This window comes from Microbulbifer sp. YPW16, from assembly GCF_021290385.1.
Lineage (GTDB): Bacteria > Pseudomonadota > Gammaproteobacteria > Pseudomonadales > Cellvibrionaceae > Microbulbifer > Microbulbifer zhoushanensis.
Map to the genome: position 1 here is coordinate 2882675 of NZ_CP089928.1, position 18072 is coordinate 2900746.

The 18072-nt window shown below is 61.2% G+C and carries 16 protein-coding genes; 9 read left to right on the top strand and 7 right to left on the bottom strand.

All coding sequences use genetic code 11. The features are described from left to right. Positions 1-52: 52 nt before the first annotated feature. From LVE68_RS12405 to LVE68_RS12430, 6 genes are all read right to left on the bottom strand, one after another. The gene (locus LVE68_RS12405; RefSeq protein WP_232940718.1) at positions 53-751 is read right to left on the bottom strand and encodes a DUF6515 family protein; all 699 of its coding nucleotides are present in this window, start codon (positions 749-751) and stop codon (positions 53-55) included. A 114-nt stretch (positions 752-865) separates the two neighbouring features. Next, positions 866-1741 carry an agmatinase gene (speB, locus tag LVE68_RS12410; RefSeq protein WP_232940719.1) on the bottom strand — a complete coding sequence of 292 codons (876 nt, stop codon included), beginning with the start codon at positions 1739-1741 and terminating at the stop codon, positions 866-868. Between the two features lie 73 nt (positions 1742-1814). After that, a complete protein-coding gene (gene nspC, locus LVE68_RS12415) occupies positions 1815-3008 on the bottom strand; it encodes a carboxynorspermidine decarboxylase (protein ID WP_232940720.1) in 1194 nt (397 codons plus the stop codon). An 81-nt stretch (positions 3009-3089) separates the two neighbouring features. Continuing rightward, positions 3090-4283: a saccharopine dehydrogenase family protein gene (locus LVE68_RS12420; RefSeq protein ID WP_232940721.1), complete on the bottom strand. Its 1194-nt coding sequence runs from the start codon at positions 4281-4283 to the stop codon at positions 3090-3092. A 145-nt stretch (positions 4284-4428) separates the two neighbouring features. Next, positions 4429-6351 (bottom strand): biosynthetic arginine decarboxylase, encoded by a 1923-nt coding sequence (gene speA / locus LVE68_RS12425; protein ID WP_232940722.1) that lies wholly within the window; start codon positions 6349-6351, stop codon positions 4429-4431. A gap of 434 nt (positions 6352-6785) precedes the next feature. Next, positions 6786-7559 (bottom strand): DUF6515 family protein, encoded by a 774-nt coding sequence (locus LVE68_RS12430; protein ID WP_232940723.1) that lies wholly within the window; start codon positions 7557-7559, stop codon positions 6786-6788. A gap of 322 nt (positions 7560-7881) precedes the next feature. Between LVE68_RS12430 and panC the strand changes: the two genes are divergently transcribed. The 4 genes from panC (at position 7882) to LVE68_RS12450 (ending at position 12242) form a co-directional block, all read left to right on the top strand. Next, on the top strand, positions 7882-8730 hold the full coding sequence (gene panC, locus LVE68_RS12435; RefSeq protein ID WP_232940724.1) for a pantoate--beta-alanine ligase: 849 nt from the start codon (positions 7882-7884) through the stop codon (positions 8728-8730). A gap of 14 nt (positions 8731-8744) precedes the next feature. Next, complete coding sequence (panD, locus tag LVE68_RS12440; protein WP_232940725.1) at positions 8745-9131, top strand: aspartate 1-decarboxylase; 387 nt, start codon at positions 8745-8747, stop codon at positions 9129-9131. 313 nt (positions 9132-9444) lie between these two features. Then, complete coding sequence (locus LVE68_RS12445; protein ID WP_232940726.1) at positions 9445-11268, top strand: bifunctional acetyl-CoA hydrolase/transferase family protein/GNAT family N-acetyltransferase; 1824 nt, start codon at positions 9445-9447, stop codon at positions 11266-11268. A 50-nt stretch (positions 11269-11318) separates the two neighbouring features. Beyond that, positions 11319-12242 carry a histone deacetylase family protein gene (locus LVE68_RS12450; RefSeq protein WP_232940727.1) on the top strand — a complete coding sequence of 308 codons (924 nt, stop codon included), beginning with the start codon at positions 11319-11321 and terminating at the stop codon, positions 12240-12242. A 19-nt stretch (positions 12243-12261) separates the two neighbouring features. On the opposite strand, the gene LVE68_RS12455 is transcribed toward LVE68_RS12450, so the two are convergent. Then, entirely contained in the window at positions 12262-12615 is a 354-nt protein-coding gene (locus tag LVE68_RS12455; protein ID WP_232940728.1) for a cupin domain-containing protein, read from the bottom strand. A 318-nt stretch (positions 12616-12933) separates the two neighbouring features. Here LVE68_RS12455 and acs point away from each other — a divergent pair, with 318 nt between their 5' ends. From acs to LVE68_RS12480, 5 genes are all read left to right on the top strand, one after another. Beyond that, positions 12934-14871, top strand: coding sequence for an acetate--CoA ligase (gene acs / locus LVE68_RS12460; protein WP_232940729.1), 1938 nt, complete (start codon positions 12934-12936; stop codon positions 14869-14871). Positions 14872-15255: 384 nt separating this feature from the next. Then, positions 15256-15675, top strand: coding sequence for a hypothetical protein (locus LVE68_RS12465; protein ID WP_232940730.1), 420 nt, complete (start codon positions 15256-15258; stop codon positions 15673-15675). Between the two features lie 66 nt (positions 15676-15741). Next, positions 15742-16281 carry a GNAT family N-acetyltransferase gene (locus LVE68_RS12470; RefSeq protein WP_232940731.1) on the top strand — a complete coding sequence of 180 codons (540 nt, stop codon included), beginning with the start codon at positions 15742-15744 and terminating at the stop codon, positions 16279-16281. A gap of 160 nt (positions 16282-16441) precedes the next feature. Further along, positions 16442-16819 (top strand): VOC family protein, encoded by a 378-nt coding sequence (locus LVE68_RS12475; RefSeq protein WP_232940732.1) that lies wholly within the window; start codon positions 16442-16444, stop codon positions 16817-16819. Positions 16820-16942: 123 nt separating this feature from the next. Continuing rightward, on the top strand, positions 16943-18070 hold the full coding sequence (locus LVE68_RS12480; RefSeq protein WP_232940733.1) for a 3-oxoacyl-[acyl-carrier-protein] synthase III C-terminal domain-containing protein: 1128 nt from the start codon (positions 16943-16945) through the stop codon (positions 18068-18070). The last annotated feature ends 2 nt before the right edge of the window (positions 18071-18072 follow it).

An 18072-nucleotide genomic window follows, 5' to 3' on the forward strand; every position in this document is an offset into this window, starting at 1 on the left:
GGATCGCCCCTGTCATATCCACAGCCGTAATCACCTGGCTGTGCGGTCTGCCCTATAACTGCACCACTACGTAGACCTCCTGGCCATCGCGCTGGGTGGGCATAAAGTACTGGTCGCCGTAGCGGTAGTACTGGACCCCGTTGATAATCTCCGCCGTGTAGCCTGTGGGCAGGCTGTCCAGGACTTCTCCCGGTGCGTAGCCAGTGCCACCCTTGACCGGCCCGCTGCCGCCTTTTATCGGGGCTGCGGGCACGGGTGGCACGGGTGGCGCGAGTGGCGCGGGTGCCGCTATATTGGCCCCGGCGGGCGGGGGGACAACCACATAGACCCGGCGCGCGGGATGCCACTGGTAAAAGGCGTCGGCGTACTGGTAGAAGATCGCGCCACCGATTTCCACCCGCACGGCGCTGCCCGGCAGGGAGACCACCGAGGCACCCAGGGGGGCGGAGACCACCACGTAACCGGCCGGACCGTGGCGGTAGAAATGGCCACCGTGGTAGTAGAAGGGCCTGCCACCGACACTCAGGTTGACAAAGCCATGGGGCAGTACCGGGAAGGTCAGCCCCAGCGAGATTCGCGGGCCGTGGCTGCCGCGCCAGTGGCGGGGGCCGTGGTGATGGCGCTTGAAGTGATGATGGCCGTAGCCGTGGCGCTCGTAGCCGGCGCCGCGGGCGTCGGCGGCGGGGGCAAACGCAAAGGCAGTCAGCACCACCACGGCGGCCACCCATAGCGTCGTTTTCAACGATTTCATGGCTTCTCCGGCGAAGCGAGTACTTACATTAGTTTAAATTTTAACCCCTTTCATTGGCCCGGCGCCATGGCCATTTGTTAAGAATTGTTGCCTGCTCCGCCCGGAAACCCCCGGTCACTGCCGGTTGCGCTGGACAATACCCATCAGTTTGTAGAGCAGTTGGGCGGCGGCGAAGTCATAGGCGTGGAAGCCCTCGATGGGGGCGAACTCGAGCAGGTCGAAACCAATGATCTCCCGCTGCCGGGCCACCGATTCGAACAGGTTCAGCGTCTGGTACCAGCCGAGCCCCCCGGGGACCGGGGTGCCGGTGGAGGGGAAGACCGATGGGTCGATCCCGTCCACGTCCAGGGTAAAGAACACCCTGCTGGGAAAGTCCTCGGGCAGCGCAAACTCCTGGACATTGGCAGGTACCAGCTCGTGGGCATCCAGGTAGTGCACCCCGTACTTCTGTCGCGCCCCCATTTCCTCCTCGCAGTAGGCACGGATGCCCAGCTGGAACAGTGGCACACCGGCCTCCACCACCAGGCGCATGACACTGGCGTGGCTGTGCTTCTGGCCCTCGTAGCGGTCGCGCAGGTCGGCGTGGGCATCGATCTGGACCACGCCGAAATCCTCCACCCCTGCATCCAGCAGGCCCTTGATGACTCCCCAGGTGACAGAGTGCTCACCGCCAATTCCTACCGGCATCTTGCCCAGTTCCAGCACCTCGCGGGTAGCGGCGGCAATGTTTTCCATCACCTGTTCCGGTGTGCCGGAAACATTCACCGGCGAGCGGGTATGGATGCCGAGCTCGCAGGGTGAGGAAAAATTATCAAAGGTTTCCAGCTGCCAGGAGGCCTCGAGGATCGATGCCGGCCCCTTGCCGGTACCGCCACCGTAAGACACCGTTTCCTCATAGGGGATGGGGATAATATGGAACAGGGCATCCTCGGCGCGGGGCTGGTCGATCTCGGAGCCGAGGAAGATGGGGTAATCTTTGTCTGAAAGCATTGTTGCTCGTCCCTTCGGGGCGGATTGGGTTAACGGGTTGCGCCGGGCTGGCCGGCCACCTGCGCACTGGCGGTCAGGAGAGGCGGCCCTTGAAGTCCTCATAGCCGAACTCCTTCACGATCTCCAGCGCGTCGGTAGACGAATTCCACAGCGCGATGGCTGGCAGTGGAATGCCGTTGAAAGTGTTGGTCTTGACCATGGTGTAGTACGCCATCTCCTCGAACACCAGCCGGTCGCCCACCTGCAGGGGCTCGGCGAAACTGTACTCGCCGATACTGTCGCCGGCCAGGCAACTCTGGCCGCCCAGCTTGTAGGTATGCGGCAGTTCCCCCGGGCGTGCCGCACCGGTGATGTCGGGTCGGTAGGGCATTTCCAGGGTGTCGGGCATATGGCAGGTGGCAGATACATCCAGGATTGCCTGGTCGACGCCGTTCCATGCCAGGTCCACTACCTCGCCCACCAGCACACCGGAAAACAGCGAGATGGCCTCGCCGGGCTCCAGGTAGACCTGCACGCCATGGCGTGCCGAGAAGGCCCGCACGGCATCCACCAGCGCATCCACCTGGTAGTCACCGCGGGTAATGTGGTGGCCGCCGCCGAAGTTGATCCACTCCATCCGGGGTATCAGCTCGCCGAACTTCTCCTCCACCGCGGCAATCGTGCGCGCCAGCGGGGCGAAATCCTGTTCACACAGGGTATGGAAGTGCAGGCCGCTGATACCGGCCAGGTCCTCGTCCTCGAACAGCGCACGCGGGATTCCCAGCCGCGAGCAGGGCGCGCAGGGATCGTAGAGGGCGTTGGTGCCCTCGGAGTGCTCGGGGTTGATCCGCAGGCCGAAGCGTAGCTCCGGGCGCTGTTGTTGTGCCTCCAGGCACAGGGCACGGTAGCGCTTCCACTGGGAAAAGGAGTTAAAGATCACATGGTGGGCAATGCCAAGGATCTGGCGCAGCTCGTCCTCCTTGTAGCCGGCGCTGAAAACATGCACCTCACGACCCTGGTCGCGACCGCCGTACTCCTCGTAACCGAGGCGCGCTTCGTGCAGGCCGCTGGCACAGGTGCCGCTCAGGTACTCGGCGATGAGATGCCCGGTGCGGAACATGGAGAAAGCCTTCAGCGCGGCCAGCACTCTGGCGCCGCTGCGTTCCTGCACATCGGCCAGCACAGCGAGGTTGTCCCGCAGTGCCGCCTCGTCCACCACGAAACAGGGGGAGGGAACCCGGGAGGGATCGAAATTACCGAAATAATCTTTGCGGGGCGTCAGGTCCATAGGTGCTCATTGTTACATGCCGGGCGCCGCCCCCCTGTGACGGGGCGACAGCGGCGGTCCCGGCTGGTGTGTGGGAGGGCGTTACTGGAATGGCTCGTCCAGCCAGGTTTCCTGCCAGGGCAGGCCGTACTGGTTCAGGTCGTGCATAAAGGGATCCGGGTCCAGCTGTTCCAGGTTCCACACCCCGGGCTTCATCCATTTGCCCTCCAGCATCATCTTGGCACCGATCATTGCCGGTACACCGGTGGTGTAGGAAATGGCCTGGGATTTTACCTCCCGGTAACACTCCTGGTGGTCACAGATGTTGTAGACGTAGTAGATCTTTTCCTGGCCGTCCTTGTTGCCGCGGACGATATTGCCGATACAGGTCTTGCCCTTGGTCAGCGGTCCGAGGCTGGCCGGGTCGGGCAGCAGCGCCTTGAGGAACTGGATCGGCACAATCTCCTGGCCCTGGAACTCGATCGGCTCGATGCTGGTCATGCCCACGTTCTGCAGCACCTCCAGGTGCTTCAGGTAGCTGGCACCGAAGGTCATCCAGAAACGGGCGCGCTCGATCTCGGGGAAATGCTTCGAAAGCGACTCCAGCTCCTCGTGATAGAGCAGGTAGATGTCCTTCTCGCCAATGCCCGCAGGGAAGTCGAACACGCGCTTCTCTTCCATCGGCTTGGTGGTGATCCACTCGCCGTTTTCCCAGTAGCGGCCGTTGGCGGTGATCTCGCGGATATTGATCTCGGGGTTGAAGTTGGTCGCAAACGGCAGGCCGTGGTCACCGGCGTTGCAGTCGATGATGTCCAGCGTCTTGATGCGGTCAAAATGGTGTTTTTTTGCATAGGCGGTAAACACACTGGTGACGCCGGGATCAAAACCGCTGCCCAGCAAGGCCATCAGGCCGGCCTTCTCGAATTTTTCCTGGTAGGCCCATTGCCACTTGTACTCGAACTTGGCCTCCTCGGGTGGTTCGTAGTTGGCGGTGTCCAGGTAGTGCACGCCGGTTTCCAGGCAGGCATCCATGATATGCAGGTCCTGGTAGGGCAATGCAACGTTGATCACCATGTCCGGCTTGACCTTCTCGATCAGGGCGACCATTTCCTTCACGTTGTCCGCATCTACCTCTGCAGTATCAATCTTGCGCGGCAGCATCCCGGCTATCTTGTCGCACTTGCTCTTGGTGCGACTGGCGAGGGTGATGTGCTCGAACACTTCCTCGACCTGGGCGCACTTGTGTGCCACTACCTGGCCGACGCCGCCGGCGCCGACAATCAATACGTTGGCCATGCAAATCCTCCGTTAATTTCCGTGCCCGGGTAAGGGTAATTGTTCTGGTAGCCCGCTACCCGGTTACTAAAAAAGGCCTTAATTCAGGGAGCGCCCGGGGTTATTTCCCCGGCGGCGCCCATGGCTATTTTCAAAAGCCCCGTGGCTATTTCTCAAAATAGGTATAACCGCTCATGCTGGCGGTATAAGTGTGCAGTATCTGCTTGCGCTGTTGCGGGCTGATGCGGCCGTCCTTGACTGCCTTTTCCGCCAGCTTGCGGAACCGTTCGAACATGTCCTGCGGGCGGTACTCAACGTAGCTCAGCACATCGGCAATGCTGTCACCCTGTATTTCGCGGTTGTAATCGACGCTGCCGTCGCCGTTGATCCGTACATTAACCACATTGGTGTCGCCGAACAGGTTGTGCAGGTCGCCGAGGGTTTCCTGGTAGGCGCCCACGAGGAAGGCGCCCAGGATATAGTCCTCGCCGTCTTTCAGGGGGTGCAGCGGCAGGGTTTTCTGTTCTTCCTGGCGGCCGATAAAGCGGTCGATCTTGCCGTCGCAGTCACAGGTGATATCCGCGATGATCGCCGAGCGGGTAGGCGCCTCATCGTGGCGATGAATCGGTACGACCGGGAAGACCTGGTCGATGGCCCACATGTCCGGCAGTGACTGGAACACACTCACATTGGCGTAATAGATATCAGACAGCACCTCGGGTAGCGCCTGCAGGTCCACCGGGATTTCCTCGGCCTCGTCGAGCAGGGCGCGAATTTTCTGCGCCGCCTGCAGGAACAGGTTCTCCGCGTTGGCGCGCTCGCGCAGGCTCACCTGCCCGTGCAGATAGAGCGAGCGCACTTCATCGCGGTAGTACAGGGCATCGTTATAACTCTCCTGCAGGTTCTTTGCGGTCACATTGTTAGCCGCATCCTGGAGATAACGCAGCATCGGGTGGTCGTCTTCGGTGATTTTCGTGTGTTCCAGTTCCACCGGCTCAAAGCGGGTGGTGTCGAGGATGTCGAAAAGCAGTACCGAGGAGTAGGCCACGGTGGCGCGGCCCGATTCGGTAATGATCACCGGGTGGGCCACGCCCTCGCTGTCCAGGGTGCCCATGATCGCTTCCACCACATCCACGCAGTACTCGTCGAGGGAGTAATTCTTGCTGTGCGTGTAGTTGGTCTTGGAGCCGTCATAGTCCACTGCCAGGCCTCCGCCCAGGTCCAGGTAGCCCATCGCGGCGCCTTCTTCCACCAGGTCCGCATAATAGCGGCACGCTTCCAGAACGCCGGTGCGAATGTCGCGGATGTTCGGTACCTGTGAACCCAGGTGGTAGTGCAGCAGCTTGAGGCAGTCGAGCATATCGTGGTGGCGCAACTGGTCCACCATGGCGATCAGGTCGTTACTGCCCAGGCCGAAAATACTGCGGTCGCCACTGGTGGCATTCCAGTAACCGCCCACCTTGGAGGCCAGCTTGATGCGCACGCCGATATTGGGGCGCACCTGCTCCCGTTCGGCGCAGGCGATAATGGTGGCCACTTCCGATGGTGTCTCCACCACAAAAAATACCTGCACGCCCAGGCGCTGTGCCTGCAGGCCCAGATTGATAAATTCCTCATCCTTGTAGCCGTTGCAGACAATCAGGGACTCGGTATTGTCGAGTGTCGACAGCGCCGCAATCAGCTCAGCCTTGCTGCCCGCCTCCAGGCCATGATTGAACGGGCTGCCAGCGCGTGCAATTTCCTCGATCACCTGGCACTGCTGGTTCACCTTGATCGGGAAGACGCCACGGAACACATTGTTGTAGCCGCACTGCTCGATGGCCCGTGCGAAGGACGTGTTGATCAGCGCAACCTGGGCGTCCAGCAGGTTTTCGATGCGCAAAAGCAGCGGCATGCCCAGGCCGCGCTCCATGGCGCCCCGTGCAATTTCCAGCATGGACACGGACTGCGTGTTGCCATCAGTAGTGGGTGCCTGCGCGGTAATCTCGCCTGCCTCGTTAAGGTCGAAATATCCTGCCCCCCAGTTGCGGATACCATACAGGTCCGCGGAATCTTCCCGGGTCCAGTCTATTATCTGCTGCTGCTTCATGGCGTCTTATCTGTTGCGTTTGTTCGGGCGCGAATCTTGGGCCCATCGCTTTCCGAAAGCAATAACTATAGATTCAAAAAAACCGCTTTTTTACAGCGGAAAAATTAAATTTTTATTCGGTTTTTTCGCGGCCGGTTTTGTCGGCGTGAAAAGCTTTCCCTGGAGGAGCCTGGATAGGCTCCATGCTGCCCGGTTTGCGCGCACAGGAGCGTGAAACACAGCGCACTTCGGCAAGCTGCCGGCATCTTTTCGCCGGGCTGCGGGTCGCCGACAAGAAATGAATGAAGTTTCAGTTTTGTGGCGCTGGTTACTTTATGGCGCCGGGCAAATTAATGCCGGGAGGGATCGGTGACTGGATTGGTAGGGGCAGCGGGCAGGCATAAAAAAGCGGCCCGGGGGCCGCTACAGGTCTGCTGATGGAGTCGCCTGGGGGATCAATAGAACCCGGGGTTCTCGACAATCCGGTAACCGCGGTGTCTGTGATCCCAGACGTAATAAGTGTCATAGGCCACGTAGTAATTGAGCCCGCCGAAGGTCAGGGAAATCGCTGTGCCGGGCAGGCTGGTGACCACCGCGCCGATGGGCGGGCGGGCCACTACATAGCCGTGATCGTGGCGACGATAGAAGATCCCGTCACTGTAGAAGAAGCCGATGCCACCCAGGCTGATGCGAACATAGTTGCGCGGCAGGTGGCGCCAGCGGTAACCGTAGTGGTAGTGTGACGGGCGCCAGTGGTGGCGGTGCTTGCGATAGTGGCGCTTGGTGTAATAGCGGTCCTTGTAATGGCGCTCTTTGTAGTGGCGTTTCTTCCAGTGCTTACGCTCGTGTTTCTTCCAGTGCTTGCGCTCGTGTTTTTTCCAGTGCTTGTCGTGTCCGCGTCCCGGGTGGCCATCGTGGCCCCTGCCGGTATGCTTGTAGCGATCACCGTGGCCCCGGCGATCGCCGTCGTAATCACCCCGGCCGCGACCCCGGCGATCACCGTCGTAGTCACCGCGGTCATGACGCTTGCGCTTGTGGTCACCGCGGCGCTTGCCGTGGTCCTCACGCTCGGCGCGGCGGTGCTTGCGCATGGCGTCGTCAAAGGCCGACCCGGACAGCTGGGAGTCTTTCTGGTAACCGCGGAAACCGCTACGGCCTTCCCGGTCAGCAAACGCCGGGCCCGCCAGAAGCAGGCTGGTGGCTGCGATTACAGTAATCAGTTTTTTCATGGCTCTGTCTCCATCGTGCGATCGAGGCGCAGGGGGCCACCTCTCGTACTGTGGGGCACAGTGTGACGGGATGCGACTGAATCTTTCCTGAACCGATGCACAGATTTCCATTCAGGTTGCCGCGGTGCGGCAGCGCGGACCGGGGGATAAAACCGAGGAATTGTTCTGGTTTGGCGAATCTGCCGGCTTTTAGGGGTGTTTTCGCCGCGTTTTTGGCGGAGATGGGCGATTCTGTGGCGCTGCTTATATTGTCCAACGGATAGCCAGCGAGTATGATGCGGCGCTATTCGAGACCCCTTTCGCTACCCCTGAAGTGATTGCGATGCAAGTATTCCACCATGTGGCCAGCCTGCGTGAGGCGCTGGCCGAGGCCCGCAGCGCCGGCAAGACCATCGGTTTCGTGCCCACCATGGGCAACCTCCACGATGCCCATATCCAGCTGGTCGAGACCGCCCGGCAGCACTGTGACGTGGTGGTGGTATCCATTTTCGTCAACCGGCTGCAGTTCGGCCTCAATGAGGACTGGGACAAGTATCCCCGCACGCTGGAAAACGATATGGCGCGCCTGCGGGCGGCCGAGTGCGACTTCCTGTTCCACCCGGAGGAGAGCGAGATCTACCCCAACGGCATGGACCAGCAGACCCGCGTCGTCTGCCCGGCCATGACCGATGTGCTCTGTGGCGCCAGCCGCCCCGGGCACTTTGAGGGTGTCACCACGGTGGTGGCCAAGCTGTTCAATATCGTACAGCCGCACAAGGCGGTCTTCGGGATCAAGGATTTCCAGCAGCTGGCGGTGATCCGCCGCATGGTGGAGGACCTGTGCATCCCGGTGGAAATCGTCCCGGCACCGGTACACCGGGAGCCCGACGGCCTCGCCATGAGCTCCCGCAACAGCTATATCACGGCACAGGAGCGCCCGCGGGTACCGGTGCTCAACCAGTGTCTGAACTGGGTAAAGGAGGAGATCGAGGGCGGGCGCCGCGATTTTGCCGATCTCGAGGCAGAGGCGTGGAAACGCATCGAACAGTCGGGTTTCAAGGTGGACTATTTCTCCATCTGCAACAGCCGTAACCTCGAGCCGGCCGCACACGACGATACCGAAATCACCATCCTGGGCGCCATGTACACCAGTGCCGCGCGCCTGATCGACAATGTTTCCCTGGAACTCTGAGGGGAGGTAGCCCGATGCAGATCGAAATGTTGAAGTGCAAGCTGCACATGGCGGCAGTGACCCAGGCTGAACTCTGGTACGACGGTTCCTGTGCCATCGACCAGGACCTGGTAGAGCTGGCGGGCCTGCGCGAGTTCGAGAAAATCGATATCTACAACGTCAGTAACGGCGAACGCTTCCATACCTATGTGATCCTGGCGGAGCGCGGCTCCGGCATCATCTCCATGAACGGTGCGGCCGCGCGCCGGGTACAGGTGGGCGATCGCATCATCATCGCTTCCTATGCGCAGGTGAGCGAAGCCGAGGCGGACAGTTTCAAGCCGAAGCTGGTCTACCTCGACGAGCACAACCGCGTCGAGCGCAGTACCAACACTATCCCGGTGCAGCTGGCCGAGGCCTGAGTCACCGCAAGCGACCGGGGATCAACCAGCACCCGGATCTCCCCCGGGCCCGTCTCCACTGAACTTTATTTGCTCCCCGCCCCTGTAGGGGCGAGCCCTGTGTTCGCCGGGGCGGTGGGCGGGAACGGGCGGAGACAAGATCCGCTCCTGCGGCATATTCCCCAGAGCTAATGGATACACGGCGGGTTCCATTCGCCAGTCACGCCGCCCATCTGGGGGCCTTGGGAGCCGGCAATCCCCAGCCTACCATCTGCCTGTTGCCCGCAACCCGACAGGCACCGTCATGCTTACCTGCCCGAAATCCGGAAAGGCAGTGTCCTGGGCAGACCTGCTGAAATCCGGGTGCCGGATCTTTATCGGCTCCAATGCCGCTGTTCCCAACGCCCTGGTGGCGGACCTGATCGATCACAGCCGTGGCCTGCACGACATCGAGGTCACCCATATCCTCACGCTGTCCGACAACGTGTGGGCCGAACCCCGCTACCGGGACCTGTTCAAGGTGAATTCACTGTTTATCGGTGGCGAGAAGGTGCGCGATGCGATTGCCGAGGGCCGTGCCGACTACACGCCCTGTTTCCTGTCGGAAATCCCACAGCTGTTCCGTGAGCAGGTCCTGCCCCTGGACGCGGCGCTGGTGATGGTCGGCCCCCCGGATGAGTTCGGCTACTGCTCGCTCGGGGTCAGTGTCGATGTGGTTTCGGCCGCAGTAAGGTTTGCCCGCAGGGTGGTGGCCCAGGTCAATCCACGGATGCCGCGCACCAGTGGCCACAGTTTCGTGCACGTGCAGCAGATTGATGCCTGGCTGGAACAGGCGCAGGAGCTTCCGGAAATACAGCCGCCGGAGCTGGACCAGGTCACCGAGCAGATCGGCCAGTACGTCTCGCTGCTGGTGGATAACGGGGCCACGCTGCAGCTGGGTATCGGCAAGATCCCCGATGCCGTACTGCGTTACCTGGGCAACCACCGCGACCTGGGGGTGCACAGTGAGATGATATCCGACGGTATTATCGACCTGATGCAGAGTGGGGTGATCAATAACCGCAGGAAAACCTTTCACCGCGGCAAGGCCGTGACCACTTTCTGCATGGGCACGCGTCGCCTTTACGATTTTGTTGACGGTAATCCGCACGTGGAGTTCTACCCGGCGGAACATGCCAATTCCCCCACCAGGATTGCCCGCAATGACAAAATGGTTTCCATCAATGGTGCCATTGAAGTAGACCTGACCGGGCAGGTGGTGTCCGATTCCATTGGTCGGAAGTTCTACAGTGGTATCGGCGGCCAGGTGGATTTTATCCGCGGTGCGGCCCTCAGCCGCGGTGGCAAACCGGTTATCGCCCTGCCGTCCACTACCCGTGACGGGCAGCACTCCCGTATCGTGACCACTATTACTCCCGGTGGCGGGGTCGTTACCTCCCGCGGCCACGTGCATTACATTGTCACCGAGTACGGCATTGCGTCGCTGCACGGCAAGAGTATCCGCGAGCGCGCCCTGGAGCTGATCCGCATTGCCCACCCCAGGTTCCGCCGCGAACTGCTCGAGCAAGTGCGGAAATTTTACTGGGTACCTGAATACCAGGAGCTGGCGCCCACCTCGGTGCCGGAACTGGGGCCGGTGGAATCGAAGCGGTTTACCTTTGACGGTATCCGCTACACCCTGCGCCCATTGCGGCCTGCGGATGAGCGCCTGTTGCAGGAATTCTTCTACACCCACAACAAGGAGACCCTGCTGATGCGCTACAACCACCACGTGACGCAGATGTCGCGGGAAAAGTCCTGCAGCCTTGTGAGCGTTGACCAGCGCCGCGACCTGGCGCTGTGTTTTACCGATCGCCAGGGGCAGGCCGAGGTGATCCAGGGAGTGGGGCGCTATTACTACATTGCTGCCGACAACAGCTGCGAAGTGGCATTCGTGATCAAGGAGAGCCGCCGGGGCAAGGGGATAGCCACCACGCTACTGGAGGAGATGGAGGGCATTGCCCGCAGTCGCGGGATAGACCGCATGGTGGCCTGTGTGCGCCGGGACAATCACCCGATGCTGGCGGTATTCGAGAATCGCGGCTTCCAGGCCATACCCGGCGAAGACCTGGATGAGGTCACGCTGGCACTGGATCTCGGTGGGGAAAAACCGGCATAGTGGGGTCCTCTTCCCGTTTGGCCTCAGGCAGCAACCGCCAGGAGCGCAGCATGTCCATCGGTTTCTTTACCCACCCGGCCTGCTCCCTGCACGAGATGGGTGAGGGCCACCCGGAGCGGCCCGCCCGACTGGCCGCGATCCAGGACCAGCTGCTGAGCAGCGGGCTGGATTTTGTCCTGCGCCACTTCGAGGCCCCGGCGGCCACCCGGGCGCAGCTGGAGCGGGTACATGAGCCCGCCTATGTGGAGTCCATCTTCGCCCGGGCGCCCAGTGATGGCCGCGAGATCCTGGATCCGGATACATCCATGTGCCCGGATTCCCTGGAGGCCGCATTGCACGCCGCCGGTGCGGCTGTGGCGGCGGTGGACCGGATTATGGCCGGCGAAATACCCTCTGCTTTCTGTGCCGTGCGCCCCCCGGGGCACCATGCCGAACGCGATCGCGCCATGGGCTTCTGCTTGTTCAACAATATCGCCATCGGCGCGGCCCATGCCCGCCAGCACCACGGCCTGGAGCGCGTGGCGATCGTCGATTTCGATGTGCACCATGGCAACGGCACCGAGGATTTCGTGCGCGGTGAGCAGGGCTACCTGTTCTGCTCCAGTTTCCAGCACCCGTTCTACCCGTTTTCCGGTACCGGCGACCTCCCGGCACATATCATCAATTCACCACTGGCACCCGGTGCCGGGGGGGGCGAGCTGCGTCGCGTGGTGGAAGAAGACTGGTTGCCGGCACTGGAGGCTTTCCGGCCGCAGATGGTATTCATCTCCGCCGGCTTTGACGGCCACATCGAGGACGACATGGCACAACTGCGTTTTGTCGAGGAGGATTACCGCTGGGTAACCGACCGGGTGCGGGAACTGGCCGGGCGCCATGCGCAGGGACGCATTGTATCCACCCTGGAGGGCGGCTACGCACTGGGTGCCCTGGGGCGCAGCGTCGCGGCCCACCTGCAGGGGCTGATTGGCAACTGAGCCCGGCGCCAGGGGCGGGCTATTCCTCGTAGATGGCGTAGAACTTCTTTACCGATCCCAGGGTCTCCCAGGTGCCCCTGAAGCCTGCTGGTATGCAGAAGGCATCACCGGTGGCCACGCGCTCGCTGTGTCCATCGCTGTCGGTGATTACTGCCTCCCCCTCGATGATGTAGCAATACTCGTCCTCACTGTAAGTGAGCTCCCACTTACCGGCATCAGACGACCAGATGCCACAGAAAAAATTATCCCTGGAATTGGTGAAAAAGTGCTCGGTAAGTTGCTGCGGCTGTCCCGCCAGCAATTTGTCCGGTGCCACCGGGCCCGCCTCGCGCTCCCCGGCGCCCTCTTCGATTCGCAACAGTTTAACGGCCATGTTGCCGGTACTCCTTCTTATGATTCTCCAATCACAAAAATGTGATCACTTTTTTATGGGTGCTTATTGTGCCAGCGAGCGGCAAAAATGGCACGTGAATCCGTGGGCGACCGGGATTCATTTTTGCCTGCGCGTTATGATGGATTGGAAGGCTGGCTGACAGCGTTGTCATCCTGTCGTTGCCAGTGGTATAACAGGTCGGGATACTGGCCGGCGTGCCCAGCAGCCGCTCTGCCGCCGGCCAATGCGCTACCCTCTGGAGACATGTCAGCCAGGGCGTACGCCAACAGCCCGATAATTCTAATAAGGGAGAAAACGATGTCCGAAGTCCATACTCATCCCGTACCCCCGGAATTTGCCGCCGACGCGCATATCAGTGCGGAGGACTACCAGGAGTTATACCGACAGTCCGTGGAAGACCCAGAGGGGTTCTGGTCACAGCAGGCCAAGGATTTCCTGCAGTGGGAAAAACCCTTCACCCGGGTGGTGGAAGAGGACCTGAAGAAAGGCCATGCGGCCTGGTTCGCCGATGGCGAGCTGAACGTCACCGTCAACTGTATCGACCGGCACCTGCCCGCGCGCGCAGAACAGACTGCGATCATCTGGGAGGGTGACGATCCCGCTGACAGCAAGCACATCACCTATGCCGAGTTGCACGAGCAGGTATGCCGCCTGGCCAACCTGCTCAAGGCCCGCGGCGTCAAAAAGGGCGACCGGGTCTGTATTTACATGCCCATGATTCCCGAGGCCGCTTATGCCATGCTTGCCTGCGCCCGCATCGGGGCTGTGCACTCGGTGGTCTTCGGCGGCTTCTCCCCCGATTCACTGAAAGACCGCATTCTCGACAGCGACTGCCGCCTGGTGATCACCGCCGACGAGGGTGTTCGCGGGGGGCGCAAGATTCCTCTCAAGGCCAATGTGGACAAGGCGCTGTCCAGCTGCCCGGATGTGCACACTGCCATCGTGGTCAAGCGCACCGGTGCCAATGTGGACTGGGACAGCAAGCGCGATATCTGGTATGCGGAATCAGTGGCGGAGCAGGAAGCAGAGTGCGAGCCCGAGATAATGAACGCGGAAGACCCGCTGTTTATCCTCTACACCTCCGGCTCCACTGGCAAACCGAAAGGCGTGCTGCATACCACCGCCGGCTACCTGCTCATGGCCACCATGACATTCAAGTTCACCTTCGATTACAAGGAAGGGGAAGTGTTCTGGTGCACCGCGGACGTGGGCTGGATCACCGGCCACAGCTATATCGTGTACGGCCCGCTTTGTGCCGGCGCCATAACGCTGATGTTCGAGGGTGTGCCGACTTACCCGGATGCTTCCCGCTGCTGGGAGGTGGTGGACAAGCACAAGGTCAATACTTTCTATACCGCGCCCACTGCTATTCGTGCATTGATGGGGGCCGGCGATGAGTTCGTGACAAAAACCGACCGCGGCTCCCTCAAGCTGTTGGGTACGGTGGGGGAGCCCATCAACCCGGAGGCCTGGGAATGGTATTACGAGGTGGTGGGCGACGGCCGCTGCCCGATCGTGGATACCTGGTGGCAGACCGAGACCGGTGCCCACCTGATTACCCCGCTGCCGGGGGCCATGGATATGAAGCCCGGCTCCGCCACCCGACCGTTCTTCGGTGTGCAGCCGGCACTGCTGGACGAAAAGGGCCGGGAAATCGACGGGGAGGGCGAGGGTGCCCTGGTAATGAAGGCCAGCTGGCCCAGCATGATCCGCTCGGTGTTCGGTGACCACCAGCGCATGATCGATACCTATTTTTCCACTTTTCCCGGTTACTACTTCACTGGCGACGGCGCGCGCCGCGACGCGGATGGCGATTACTGGATCACCGGGCGTATCGACGACGTGCTGAATGTGTCCGGCCATCGCCTGGGCACGGCAGAGATCGAGAGTGCTATTGTCCTGCATGATGACACTGCCGAAGCGGCGGTGGTGGGGTATCCCCACGATATCAAGGGCCAGGGCATCTACGCCTATGTGACGCTGAAAGCCGGCCACGAACCCTCCGATGCGCTCAAGCAGGAACTGATCGACCTGTGTGTGAAGGAAATCGGGCCCATCGCCAAGCCGGATATCATCCAGTGGGCCCCGAGCCTGCCCAAGACACGTTCAGGCAAGATCATGCGCCGCATCCTGCGCAAGATTGCCGGCAACGAGCTGGATTCGCTGGGGGATACGTCCACCCTGGCGGACCCCTCGGTGGTGGAGGACTTGATCGAGCAGCGAGCCAACCGCTGATACTGGCGCTGGCTACCTGCCGGCAGTAGCCCGGCCGCAAAAGCGAACCCCAGGGGTTCGCTTTTTTTGTTTTCCGGCTGGAGGTCGGTGCCCGGAATCGAGGGATGCAGCGGAATTGCATTCCTGTGCCCGGAGGCAGGGAAGGTATCAAGAAGGCCTGCAGGAACTACCGACCAGAAAACAGGGCGTCGACGGGATCCGCGCTGCCGGCAGCGCGCCTTAAAAATTTCGGTGCCCTCACGCTTCAACTGATCGCGGTACCCCGCTGCCGGTGCATTCACACTGAAGTGTATCGCTGCCCGAAAACCAGGAGCACTGGTGTGCTCGATTATTTTGTCGGGTAGTATGTCCTGCATGTCCCCCGATAGCCCCGCGAACGAAGACATGACACCATTGAACCAGCAGCAATATCTCTGTGAGCACTATCGCTTTAATGCGGAGCAGCGCCTGAAGGGGTTTAATTTCTTTGTTGTCCTGTCGATTTTTGCCGAGGGCGGTATCTTTACTGCTGTTGAGAAAGGCTTCCACCCGCTGATCCTTACCCTGCTGGGTGGCTTTGTGCTGATTCTGTGCTGTGTTTTCTGGCTGGTGGACGCCCGCAGCCGGCAACTGCTGGCCATGGCCAAACCGGGGTTGAAACTGCTGGAGGCAGACCTGCCGCCGGCAGCGCGTATATTTACCCGCGACAGCGAGGAACGGGGCGGGTTGGTGCGGTTCACATTTGCGATCCGCGCGTTACTGGCAGCGCAGTTTATTTTCGGTGCCGGAGTGGCCTTTTACGGCCTCTGGCAGTGGCTGGTATAAATCGGGGGAATCACCTTGAACCCGGATGGCTTTCAATCCCGCTTGCCCACACTAAATGGGGACGGTGTGCAGTTACGGTGGCTGGAACCGGCGGACCTTCCTGTATTACAGCGGCTTTTCGGTGATGACGAGGTGGTGCGCTTCATGGCCCTGTCCCGCCTGGAAACACGAGCCCAGGCAGAGGTTTTCCTGGAGTCCATTGTCGAGGGGTTTCTCGAGGGCAGTCTGTACCAGTGGGGCCTGGAAGCGGGAGGGCAGCTCGTGGGGACCTGTACCCTGGCGGGTATCGACCGCGACAACCGGCATGCGGAGATCGGCTTTGCACTGGAGCGCGCCCATCGCGGGCGCGGGCTGATGGCACGTGCCACCCGGGCACTGCTTGGCTTCTCTTTTCGCTTCCTGGCGCTGCACCGTATCGAGGCAGATGTGGACCCGCGCAATACCGCCTCCATCCGACTGCTGGAAAAACTGGGGTTTGCACGAGAGGGGTTGCTGCGGGAGCGCTACCGGGAGCAGGACGGTTACCAGGATGCCCTGGTCTACGGGCTGCTGGCGCGGGAGTGGCAGGGAATACCCGCCACGGATTCACAGCCTGTCGGTAGATAGTGACCCGGGTCACCCGGTGCAGGCAGCTGTCGGTTCCCCCTGTGCCCGGCCCCCTGCATGTATCCCATGCCCGCCTTCAGGGTGGGAGAGATTGACTACACTTCCGGCATATCGTTGAAGCCCTGTTCCCTTTTTCCCGATTCGCCGGAGGAAGTCGTTAATGCTCGACCATGTTGGCGTGCATGTGCACAGCTATGAACGCAGCAAGGAATTTTACCGCCTCGCCCTGGCGCCGCTGGGTTACGAGTTGATCCTGGAATATGCGGGCTGGGCCGGCTTTGGCTGGGCCGACCGGCCAAGCCTGTGGATCCGGGGCGGGACCAGCATGACCCCGGCCCTGCACCTGGCTTTCCGGGCCGAAGACCGCGACGCGGTGCGGGAATTTCACCGGGTCGCGCTGCAGGCAGGCGGCAAGGACAATGGAGAGCCCGGCCTGCGGCCGGAACAGCATGCAGATTATTATGCGGCATACGTACTGGATCCGGATGGCAACAATGTGGAAGTTGTTTGCCACTTGCCGGAACTGTCCGAGCCCTGAGCCGCAGGGTTAGCCCCCGGGTTGCGCCGGGGGCCGACGGCCCGGTAATGCGGTCCGGGCAGCCTCTTTTCTTTTCCGGTATCCTGCCTGGTCACCAATATTAACAATAAATAACCAGCAACCATGCAGAATGTATTTATTACCGGCAGTGGCAGCTTCCTGCCCGGTTTGCCGGTGGATAACCGGGAAATGGAAGGGCGCATTGGCCTGCTCGGCCCCCACAGCCGTCGCCTCAAGTCGGCGACCCTGCGCCAGAATGGAATTCGGCAGCGACACTATGCAATAGGTGCAGGTGGCGACTACCTGTTTACCAATGCGGAAATGGCTGCGCGGGCGGTCGAGGCTGCATGTGACCGGGGTCGGCTGGACAGCAGCAGCCTGGACTACCTCGCCGCCAGCACCACCCAGGGGGATATGCTGGTGCCCGGCCATGCCAGTGCCGTTCATGGTGAGCTGGGCAATGGCGCGCTGGAATTGGGGTCGTTCCAGAGCGTATGCGCCAGCAGCATGATGGCGATCAAGTCAGCGTACCTCGGCGTGAAGGCAGGGGAGCACCGGCGCGCGGCCGCCTGCGGGAGCGAGTTCTCGAGTCGCTGGTTCCAGCCCGGGTTTTACGATTCAGTTGACTTTTCCACGATGGGGACCGGGGAAGCTTTCCAGTATGAATTCCTGCGCTGGACACTGTCCGACGGCGCCGGCGCACTGTTGATGGAGACGGAACCACAGCCCGGTGTGCCCTGCCTGCGTATCGACTGGATCGAACAAAAATCCTTTGCCCACCGTTTCCCCTCCTGCATGTCCGCTGGCAGTTCCCCCGGCCCAGATGGCAATCACCGTCCCTGGGCGCATTTCGGTTCCCCGGCCGGTGCCATCGAAGGGGCGGCTTTCCCGCTGCGCCAGGATTTTACCCTGCTGGAACAGATGTTCCCGGTCTGGGTTGGCTATTACCTGGAAGTGTTGGAACGCCGGGAAATTGATCCCGCCCGCGTGAAATATTTCCTGCCCCACTATTCGGCCCGGGCCCTGGGGGAGCGCATGAAACAATTGCTTGCAAGTGCCGGGGCGATGATTCCGGAAGAGCGATGGCGCAATCACCAGGACCAGGTCGGTAATGTGGGCAGTGCTTCAATTTTCCTGTTGCTCGACCGCCTGTTACGGGAAGAGCAGCTACAGGAGGGGGACAGGGTCCTGTGCTTTGTCCCGGAGAGCGGCCGTTGCCTGGCCGCATTTATGTGCCTGACGGTGGTATGAAA